The organism is Microbacterium sp. NPDC055312, assembly GCF_053645675.1.
Map to the genome: position 1 here is coordinate 22,011 of NZ_JBSHMU010000011.1, position 9,819 is coordinate 31,829.

10 protein-coding genes and 1 pseudogene are annotated in these 9,819 nt (G+C 68.7%); 3 read left to right on the forward strand and 8 right to left on the reverse strand.

Annotation, left to right across the window (positions count from 1 at the left end):
- Positions 1–30: 30 nt before the first annotated feature.
- The 8 genes from ACWIDW_RS14740 to ACWIDW_RS14775 all read right to left on the reverse strand — a co-directional run bounded on the left by ACWIDW_RS14740 (position 31) and on the right by ACWIDW_RS14775 (position 8,510).
- Entirely contained in the window at positions 31–498 is a 468-nt protein-coding gene (locus ACWIDW_RS14740) for a DUF4913 domain-containing protein (RefSeq protein ID WP_454126007.1), read from the reverse strand.
- Positions 495–2,282 carry a type IV secretory system conjugative DNA transfer family protein gene (locus ACWIDW_RS14745; RefSeq protein WP_454126008.1) on the reverse strand — a complete coding sequence of 596 codons (1,788 nt, stop codon included), beginning with the start codon at positions 2,280–2,282 and terminating at the stop codon, positions 495–497. The genes ACWIDW_RS14740 and ACWIDW_RS14745 overlap by 4 nt, the downstream gene beginning before the upstream one ends.
- Positions 2,279–3,838 (reverse strand): ATP/GTP-binding protein, encoded by a 1,560-nt coding sequence (locus tag ACWIDW_RS14750; RefSeq protein WP_454126009.1) that lies wholly within the window; start codon positions 3,836–3,838, stop codon positions 2,279–2,281. The genes ACWIDW_RS14745 and ACWIDW_RS14750 overlap by 4 nt, the downstream gene beginning before the upstream one ends.
- Before the next feature lie 9 nt (positions 3,839–3,847).
- Entirely contained in the window at positions 3,848–5,359 is a 1,512-nt protein-coding gene (locus ACWIDW_RS14755; RefSeq protein ID WP_454126010.1) for an SCO6880 family protein, read from the reverse strand.
- On the reverse strand, positions 5,346–6,893 hold the full coding sequence (locus ACWIDW_RS14760) for a hypothetical protein (RefSeq protein WP_454126011.1): 1,548 nt from the start codon (positions 6,891–6,893) through the stop codon (positions 5,346–5,348). Before ACWIDW_RS14760 ends, ACWIDW_RS14755 begins: the two co-directional genes overlap by 14 nt.
- Positions 6,894–6,975: 82 nt before the next feature.
- A complete protein-coding gene (locus ACWIDW_RS14765; RefSeq protein WP_259955007.1) occupies positions 6,976–7,722 on the reverse strand; it encodes a hypothetical protein in 747 nt (248 codons plus the stop codon).
- Positions 7,723–7,725: 3 nt separating this feature from the next.
- Positions 7,726–8,019: a hypothetical protein gene (locus tag ACWIDW_RS14770; protein ID WP_046746563.1), complete on the reverse strand. Its 294-nt coding sequence runs from the start codon at positions 8,017–8,019 to the stop codon at positions 7,726–7,728.
- 5 nt (positions 8,020–8,024) lie between these two features.
- Positions 8,025–8,510, reverse strand: coding sequence for a DUF6668 family protein (locus tag ACWIDW_RS14775; protein WP_363371035.1), 486 nt, complete (start codon positions 8,508–8,510; stop codon positions 8,025–8,027).
- 258 nt (positions 8,511–8,768) lie between these two features.
- Between ACWIDW_RS14775 and ACWIDW_RS14780 the strand changes: the two genes are divergently transcribed.
- The 3 genes and pseudogenes from ACWIDW_RS14780 to ACWIDW_RS14790 form a co-directional block, all read left to right on the forward strand.
- Positions 8,769–9,026, forward strand: a complete 258-nt coding sequence (locus tag ACWIDW_RS14780; protein WP_454126012.1) for a helix-turn-helix domain-containing protein — start codon at positions 8,769–8,771, stop codon at positions 9,024–9,026.
- 132 nt (positions 9,027–9,158) lie between these two features.
- Complete coding sequence (locus tag ACWIDW_RS14785) at positions 9,159–9,581, forward strand: hypothetical protein (protein WP_363371029.1); 423 nt, start codon at positions 9,159–9,161, stop codon at positions 9,579–9,581.
- Positions 9,581–9,819: pseudogene (locus ACWIDW_RS14790) on the forward strand (M23 family metallopeptidase); the annotation flags it as partial. The gene ACWIDW_RS14785 and the pseudogene ACWIDW_RS14790, both read left to right, overlap by 1 nt.

Consider the following 9,819-nt stretch of genomic DNA (forward strand, 5'->3'; position numbering starts at 1 on the left):
ACCCGGTGGGTGCGGCCCTCTCTCGTTGCGTCAGGAGGTCGGTGTGACTCGCTCGTCGACGAACAGCCCTTCGGGCGGCTCGACGTGCGTCAACGGCTTTCCGTAGTCGATCGCATCGGGAGATCCGTGGAAAGGGCCGTCGTCCGCCATGAGCACCCGCATGTGGTGGTCGGCGTGATCCCGCCACCACACGGACATGCCCGTCGCCGGATCGAGGCGCAGGTGCTCCCACGCCCGCCACAGTGCTTCGAGGCGCATCACGGCCTCGTCGTGCTTCCACCACTCGCCCGACCACCACGGCGCCAGCCGACCGCTCGTCTTACGCCGGTAGGCGTGCCGGAGGAACTGGTCGACGAACTCGCTGACGTTGCCGTAGACGAGCTGCGGACCGGGATCGGGTGTCTCACTGCCGGCGTCGCCGGCCGTCGCGTCAGAACCGCCGTCAGGGGCCGGCCAGGTCGTTTCTTCCTCGTCGTCCCACTCACCCAGACCGCTCATGCTGCGCCCTCCTGCTCGAGCTGACGTTCCACCGTGGCGACTTCGGCCTCAGCCTCCGCGATCGTGCGCGGGGCTTGCGGGTCGTGCGCTTTGATCGAGGCGCGAACCTTCTCCGCGAACGGCCCCGTCATCCAGGGCTTCGTGCGGATCAGTGTCGGCCGAGAACCCGACGCGATCACCACGGCGCGACCCTTCGGCATCGCGCCGAGCTCCGAGACGTCCAGAGTGCGCTCACGCTGCACTTGCTGAGACACCGAGCGGTGCCCGGTGCCCGACGACACCGATGTGCGCACGCGATCGTGCTCACCGATGAGCCGTGACAGATCCTCCAGGAATGCCGTCTCCGAGACGCCACCGCCGTAGCACTTGATGTTCGAGGCCGACCACAGTTTGCGCATGCCGGACTCGCCCCACACGTCGACGCCCTGCGACCACGACTGCAGGATGGTCATGAGGACGATTCCCCGGCTGCCGTAGTGGCTGTAGAGGTCCGGGAGAGTCCGCCACCGGCAGACGTTCGCGGCCTCGTCGAGTACGCCGAGGAGCGGCGTCGAGAGGCGTCCGCCAGGCGAGTGCACGGCGAGTTCTTCGGCGGCCTCGACGACGGCGACCGTGAGCGCCGTGACGAGCGGGCCGGCGGTGCCGCGACCCTCCTTGGAGAGGCTGTAGAGCGTGCCGCCCGCGCGCACGAAAGCGGCCGGGTCGAACGTCGGCCGCAGGTCGCCAGGCTCGGGGACGATCCACCGGACGATCGTGCGGTTGGTCAGGCAGGCCGCCATTTGCTGCGCCGTACCGTAGATGCCGCCGCGCTGCTTGTCCGGGGCGTTGACGACGCCGGCCACCTGGTCGGCTGTCAGGTCGAAGCCGTGGGATTCCAGGATGCGCACCGGTTCTTCCTCGCTCGGCCGGGTGAGCCACCGGTACACGTCGGTGATCGGGCGGCCGTCGAGAGCTGCGGCGAGAAGCAGACCGGCCAGGAGGTCCTGGCCAGCCGGGTCGAAGTAGGCATCCGTCTTGGCCCCCGGCTCACGGCTACCCGCAGCGAAGTGCTCCGCGAGCTTGGCAGCTCGCACCTCGTCGGTGACGTAGCTGAGCGGGTTCCAGTACCAGGTCGGTTCCTCCAGAGCGATGCCCTGCGGATCGAACACCCAGACCGGGCCCCGCTCGGCGCGTACGTCGCGAGTCGCGTCCACGACGTCGCGCTTGTTCGACGTGACGAGAGCGGCCCCAGGTGCGTCGAGGATCGCCGGCACGGCCCGCGAGGTCGTCTTACCGGTCCGCGGCCCCCAAATGTCGATGTGCATGTCCTCCCAGGACGCGAACAGCGGTTTGCCGCTGAACAGGTGCGTGCCGATGGGGACACCGGCGCTGTCAGCGACACCGAGGCGCTGCGCGGTCGCGCGGGCCGACTTCTCGCTCAGCGCCTCCACGTCCCGACCGATACCCATGTACCGGGAGGCAGAGTCGACGCGCGTGCGGTTCTTCTGCCCGCCGTGACGGAGCCACAGGTACAACGCGACCAGGAGCAGCGCCGCGACGGCGAATCCGACCGCGATCCACGTCGACGCCGGCAGCCACTCGATGCGCCCCCGGAAGAGGTCGATGACGACTTTGAAGGGGTCCGAGGGGAGCGTGTCGGCGGTCCCCGCCCACTGGTGGGCGAGAGTGACCGATGTCCACGCTCCCACGCCCAGAACGGCCGCGCCGCCCGCGATGACGAGGACGGCGAGGCTCTGACCGGACATGCCCGCGGGATCGCGGCGGCGGTTGTTGGGCTGGTTCATGCGACGGCCTCCTCAGCGTGTGCGCGGCGGCTGCGACGGCCGACGCGGGACTGGTCGTGCCAGAGCTTGTTCGTGTCGCTCACCTGGAGCTCCACGGACGTCAGCTCGACGTTGACGGGGATGCCGGGGCGTCCGCCGACCTTCACGAGGAACTTGCCGCGGCCGGGAGGCTCGGCCTCGCGGCCGGTCGCGGGGTCCCACTCAGGCGGGTCCTGCCAGCCGATGAGTAGTTCTTGCTCGGCGTTCGAGAACGGCACCGCGCTCGTGAGCTGCGGCATTTCTGCGGACGGCAGGCCGCCGCAGATGACCATGCCGGAGCGCTCGACGAAGCCCTTGGCCTTCATCCGGTCGTCCTCGCTGGGGAGGGCGAGCAGGTCGCTCATCGTGTGCGAAATCATCGCCATGCCGACGCCGCGCTGACGGTTCAGGCGGGTGAGTGCGTCGACGCGATCGACCATGCCGCGGCCGGCGCGCAGCGCCCGCCACAGCTCGTCGAGGATGACGAAGTAGTGGCGGCGCGGCTCCAGGCCCGCATCCGCCAGCGCGTTCGCGACGTTGACGGTTCCGAAGCCGGCGCTCCAGCATGCGAGCAGGGTCGCCGCCTGGAGGTCCATGTCGGAGTCGTCGATCGCGCTGACGTCGTAGACCACGGGACGGTCGCGCCGCATCGGGTTCGTCGTGGGGCGAGCGAACGTCTCCCCGAGGCGGCCGCCGCCGACGAGGCCGATCAGCGACGCCTCCAGGTGTTCGGTGATCGCCTTGTACTTCTCGTCGATGCCGCGATCCAGCGCGACCTCTCTGACCTCCTTCGGGCCGTCCTGGATGACTCGCAGGAGGTCGCCCAGCACGGGCACCCCGTCGTGGTGCTCGTCGAGCCACTTCAGCGCTCGGTCCAGGATCGTCTCTTCGCGGTCGGTCGGCGGCTGCTGCCTGATGATCGTCAGGAGGGCGGAGACGATCGTGTGCCGACGCCCGTGGGCGTCGGCCATGACCTGAGCTGCTTCCTTCTCGAAGCCCTCTTCTCGCAGCCGTGCGGCCGCCTCGACGGCCTCGCCAGGATCGAGAACGTTCAGATACCCGCGGCCGCGGCCGAGGGTGATGATCTGCCCGCCCATCGCATTGATGAGGTCGACGTAATCCGGCTTCAAGTCGCCCAGCACGAGGGGCATCACGCCGTAGCCGGCGAGGCCCGTGGCCATGCGGCGGATGATCGTCGACTTGCCAAGACCCGGCTTGCCGAGCACGAACACGGACGGGTTGCTGATGAGCTTCGCGCGCTGGAACCAGCTGATCGGGTCGCAGCACACGGTCGCGCCCGTGTAGATGTGTCGGCCGAGCGGGACGCCGACCATCGGCGTCCCGGTGCCAATCGCGAACGGCCACAGGCCGCAGACCTGGACCGTTGTGCCGCGCCACTCGTCGGGCTGCTGCACGTAGAACGACTCACCGCGGCCGCGGCCGAGCCACCCGCGCAGGCCCGGGCGCTCGGGGCGAATGGCCGGTGCCTTCTTGGGGGCGTCGACCTTCGACGCGCGGCGCTTCTTGGTGGTAGCCATAGCGACCTCCTACAGGTTGTTCCGCAGCTCGGCGGGAATCTTGATGTGCTTGGACAGGACGAGCCCCAGCGGGAGGGCGGCGGCAAATGCGCTGTCCTGCGAGCCGTAGACGGGCCGCAGACGCAGTCGCGCGGTCGCGCCGAGGTTGTCGATCGCGGCGACGGCATCCGCTTCCTCAGCGGGCGTGCGCACCGTGGCGGTGACGAGCATCCCGAAGTTCACGAGGCCCGCGCCGCTGGCCTCTTCTGCCGCTGTCGCCGCGGCCGCGCGCATCGACATGACGTCGCGCGCCTTCGCTTTGCTGTCGGCCGTGGCGCGGAACTCGGCGGCGCGCAGGTCGGCCTCGACCATCGCCGCGGCGCGAGCCGGGGAGATAGGCCGGTACAGCAGAGTGATGCGCTTGCGCGCAATGTCGCGGTGCGGTGCCAGGAGGCGGCCGAGGACGCCGGACTGGACGTTGCCGCGCGGTGCTCCGGTCATCGACCAGGTGATCGAGTGCCCGGAGTCGTGACGGTAGCTCGCCCAATTCGCCTGAGCGGCGGACGGGCCGACGTCGTTCCAGTCCAGCTCGGGCGGCTGGCCAGCCGCGTGCGCCTCGTCGATGAGCACGGAGGCTGCCGGGTCGTATGCGATACGGATGACCTCGCAGAGCTGTTGCGCTGTCAGGGGGTGCGCAGCACCCGCCCCCGTCGCCTGGAGGGTCTGAGTCAGACCCGGCAGGCGCGATGCCAGCTCGCGCGCCATGTCGTCCGGCTTCCGGCGCTTACCGCCCTGTCGGGCGGCGGCGTTGAAGGTGATCGTCACATACGCGCGAACGATGCTGGAGCCGGCGGGGTAGCGGTCGACGGCCTCGATGAGCATTTCGCGAGCGAACGCGGGCGCGTTCTCGTCGAGGTTCGTCTCGACCTCGCGGCGCAGGCGGGTGCCGGAGTCGGGAGCCGTCTCGATCGTCACCGTGGCCGACTCGACGCCGGCCTCATCGGCCAGGTTCGCCAGCCAGTGGCCCCAGTCGGCCACCCACACGTCGATCTGCTCGCCGTCGACGAGCGATGCCCCGGCAGGCTCCGTGCCGATAACGACGCTGTAGTTCGCCGTCGACGGGTGGAACAGCAACGCGAACGGCCGATTGTAGGAGTCGCGGTGCTCGCTGAGGCGGATCGTCGATGCGAGGCCGGGGAGCTGGTTGGTTCCCCAGGGCGTGCGGCCCGTGGGACCGGAGCGGTACACGTTCGTGCCGCGTGACCGGGCGACCCACCACCCGACCCGGTTGGAGATCCGCGACAGCGCGTTCTTCCCGTGGGAATCACGCACCATCAGCAGGACGAGCAGCAACAGGATCACCACGGCGGTGATCGCCGCATCCAGCATGCCGCGCGTCATCAACACGAGGACGACGACGAGCATGCCGACGAGCAGCAGACCCGTCCCTACCGCGCCGAGACCGAGAAGTCCGGCCGACGTCGGTCGACGCCAGTTTCCATATGTACGAGCCTGTCGGCTCGACGTCTCAACGGTTGCCACTTGGACCCTCTCCTGTCGCCTGATCGCCTAGCTTCTGTGCAGCGCCCTTCGCTGCATCGCCTACCTGCTTGGCCGCACCGACCGCTGCGCCCGCAGCGGCCCCCCACGGGCCTGCGGCTGCGCCAGCAGATGCGCCAGCGGCAGCACCACCGCCCGCAGCGGCGGCTCCACCACCAGCGGCAGCAGCGCCACCACCAGCGGCAGCAGCGCCACCACCAGCGGCAGCTCCACCGCCCGCAGCTCCACCACCGGCAGCGGCCCCCCGACTCGCAGCAGCCGCCCCGGCCTGGCCCTGCGAACCAGCCGAGCCAGCGGACCCGGCCGTGCCTGTCGAGCCGGTCGCGCCAGCCGTGGATGGGGAAGCGGTCGAGCCTCCGCCCGCGCCGCCGCCGAGACGGCCGATCTGTGCTGCGCCACTGGGGACGGCAGCTACCCCGGCCGCGGCGAGCATGCCGCCTCCAGCGCCGCCTGCCATAGCCCCGACCATCGGCGTCACGAACCGCATGAGCGCCGGCAGCGCGACAAGCGCGAGCAGCATCATCATGAGGCCCGTGATGACCGAGATAAGGCCCGTGCCGTCGTCCTTGAAAACGTCGGTTCCGGCGAGCTGGAACGCGGCCGCGTAGATGATCGCCGCCGCGGGCTTGTAGAGGATGAATGCGACCAGCCAGGCCACGTTCTTGTTGAACCATCCTTTGCCCGATTCACCGCTCATCGCGGCCGCGGCCGACAGCGGGAGGATGCCCGTGAGGACCACGAGCATGCCGCCACGGGCGAGCATGAGGATGATCTGCACCACCGCGACGATGATCGCGATGACGCCGAGGATGATGACGAGCAGCGCGCCCAGACCAGGTGCGCCCGCCGTGCCGGTCGTGGTCAACACCAGCAGGTTGCTGATGTTGCGGCCGAAGCACGTGCTGTCGCCGCTGGCCAGGTTGCAGTCGGTCGAGCGGTCGATGATCCACACCGAGAACGCATCGGCCGCAGTCACCAGCAGGGCGACAATGCCGACGCCGGCCCCGGCGACGACAATGAGCCGCAGAAGCCCGAAGAACACGTCCTTACCGGGTTCCGCCCGCATCGTCACCGCCATGCGGATCGCACCGACGATCGTCGCGCCGACCGCGACCGCGAGCATGATCCACCAGAGCGAGCCCTGGAGGAATGCGACCGCGCCGCCGGCCCCGACAGGACCGCTCGGGAGCAGCCCCGCGACGAGGCCGGATGCGCCGCCAATGAGGATCACCGCGGCGAGGATGATGCCGAGCCGTCCTACGGCCAGCAGCCCCTCACCGCGGCGAACCTTCACGGTCGTGATCGAGGCCAGCGCGATGATCGCGATGATCGCGACCGCGTAGCCGATCCAGGTGATGTAGCCGAGCACCTGGAGGACCGGTGCAGAGAAACCGGCGTCCGCGCCTGCCGCGGAGCCGCCGTCGCCGCCCGTGAGGACCGGTGTGCCAATGTTGACCCACATCGTCCCGAACGACGCGATGACCTTGCCGACGCCCTCAATGACGGCGTTCGCCATGTCCTCGATCGCGCCGCCGACGACAGAGTTCACCATGTCTTCGGCGCAGCCAACGGGGTCAAGAATTGAGCACATAGGTCGCTCACCCCTCCCAGTGGATGTAGCCGGCGAGATTCGGGAGCTGCGCAGGCCGTTCGGTCAGATCGGTTTCGGAGTAGTTCACCTTCCAGTCGCCGTCCTCCCAGATGAGGGGCATGACGATCGACAGGTAGCCGGTGTTCCCGTTTCCGGTCACCGTGACGCCGACGTCTACTCGAGCGGAGTCGCCGTCATAGCTCAGGAGGCGGAATGCCGTCACCTCGGCGCGGACCTCCGACGACACGTCCGTGGGCGGGGTGCTGAGCACCTGGTCACGGATCGGTCCCTTGGCGAGTGCAGACTCACGCCAAGGCTGAATGGTGTCGGGGTTCATCAAATAGCCCACTCCTACAGACGCCGCCAGGGCCGCACCTTCGGGAGTACGTGCAAAGCACGTCTTGATGCCGGCGTCCGTCGTGTCGGCAGGGCCGAACTCATCGGACACCGGGAACGGTGTCGTGCCGGCGTAGTCCCAGGTCGTCGCGGGTGCCGTGTCGAGCGTGCCGCTCATCTCCACCAGGTCGAGCCCGCAGATAGACGAACCGCCCGCAGCCCCCTCCGAGGGGGCCGGGGCGGACGTCGACGACTCGGACGGCTGCGGAGCCGGCTCGGGGTCATCCGAGGACGAAACCGAGCTGACGATCCAGACCACCACGGCGGCAACGATGAGCAGGCCCACCACCACCGCCGCGGCGATCCAGCCGGGGCGGCGGAACGGACTCTGCTGAGTCGTCTCGTCGTCGAGGGACATGGGTTAACCGCCCATCAGCGCCGAGACGATACCGGCACCGCCACCGATCAGGATGACGCCACCGAGAATCCAGCCGAGCGCCCCGGCGTGCTCGCCGCCCTCACCGCGGCGGCTGTTGAAGAACATGCGGATCGCGACAATGACGATCGCGACGCCCGCGAGGGCGAAGCCGATCCACTTGACCCAGGAGATAACGGTCGTGAAGCCGCCAGTGCCCGGAGGCTGCACGGGGCCCGGGTCCGGAATCTGGGCCGGAAGCAGTGCCGCTGCCGTGAGCAGGGTGTCAATCAGAGGCATTGGCCTCATCCTTTCTGTTGGGTGTTCGCGAGTGCGGTCAGCTCGTCGACGACGCGACGGACCTCACGCGGGGCGGCGGCCGAGTCGACTTCGCTCGTTCGCCACGTATCGATCCACGGCACCGTCCAGGTGCGCGCGTACCCGCCCGCGACGACCTGCAAGCGGTCGCGCAACGGGCGGGGAAGTCTGCCAGGGGCATCGGCCATGATGACGAGGCCGAGCAGGTCGACGCCGGGGACCAGGCGCGACGCCCACTGCTGCGCGGCCACCTGAGCGGCCGCCAGGCCCCTCAAATTCGACCGAGCGACCACAACAGCGCGGACGACCCCACCGGCCTGCTGCGGCCAGTGGTGATCCGTCACGGTCGCGCCCGGGATCAGCGCGGCCAGTGTGGACTCCCCCGCGCCACCGTGTGCACCGACGATCCACAGAGGCGACCAATGCCCGACGTTTCGGAACGGCAGGCGGTCGGCGGCTTCGGGCGCGGGCACGCCGAGCTGCGGCGCAGTCGGACCAGTCGGAATCGCTGACCGCTCGATCGGCGGCTCAACCGGCGTCGGCTCCACAGCTGGGCGACTGACCCAGGGATTCCCTTCGCTCATCGTTATGACCCCCCGATAATGAATTGTGGTCTCCCCCCCACACTAACCCATCTAGCACGATTGGAGCAATATGACCATGTTTAGGTGTCTCCCCCCAACACCGAACCATCTACCTATGTTTAGTACGTTCTGTTATAGTCTGGTGGCATGCAAACAAGAGAGCACCGTGTGATGGGCGGCCCCCATGATGCGCTCGATGCCCTCTTCGCGAATCTCCCTGAGACGTTGACGGTCAAGGAGGTATCCACTCTCGTGCGCAAGACCCCGCAGGGTGTCTACAGCATGCTCAAAGCCGGGAAGATCCCCGGCTACGAGGTCGCAGGCGGGTGGATCATCATTCGCGATGAGCTGAAAGAACAGATGCGGCGGGGGTCGAGCCGGGAGCAGCAGACAACGGAGGACTGATTCATGCAACGAGTGTGGCCGGCGATCACGGCCGTAGCGCTAGTAGCGCTGACGGCCGTTGGATGCACGAACGCCAGCGATTACCCGAACACATACCCGACAGAATCTTCTTCTCCGTCGGTCACACCCAGCATGCCGAACCCTTCCGGCCTCCCGACCGTGCCGCCCGGATACATCGACGAGGACACAGGGCAGACCATCGCCCCGGTCCCCGTCGCCACCTGGAGCGACACAGACCGAACCGCAGCGATCGAGGCGGCGGACGCGGCTATGACCGCGTTCGCCCGCCCCGCGCTCGACCAGGACACCTGGTGGAAGGAGCTTTCCCCGCTCCTGACACCCCAAGCCCGCACCGACTACGCATACGTGCAGGCATCCGTCGTACCCGCCAGCCGCGTCACCGGCAGCGGCACGATCACCGATGACACCAGCGCCATGGTCGTGCACATCGACGTGCCGACCGACGTCGGCCCCTACACGCTCATCCTCACGCGCCTCGACGGCGCGAGTCCCTGGCTCGTCGCCCGATTCACCCCGCCCGAGGGCGTGCGCTGATGAGCGACAACAACAAGAAGCTCGGACCCGTCGTCGCGATCCTCGTGCCGGCGCTCCTGCTCGGCGGCATCCTCTCCATCCCCCTCTTCGCCACGGCTGCACTCGCGTGCAACCCCGAGAGCGGGCCAGGAACCAGTGTGAGCATCGACCCCGATACCGTGCCGAACATCGACGTCGGTGGGTACGGGCACGATCAGCTCGTGAACGCGGCTCACATCATCAAGGCCGGCGCAGACAA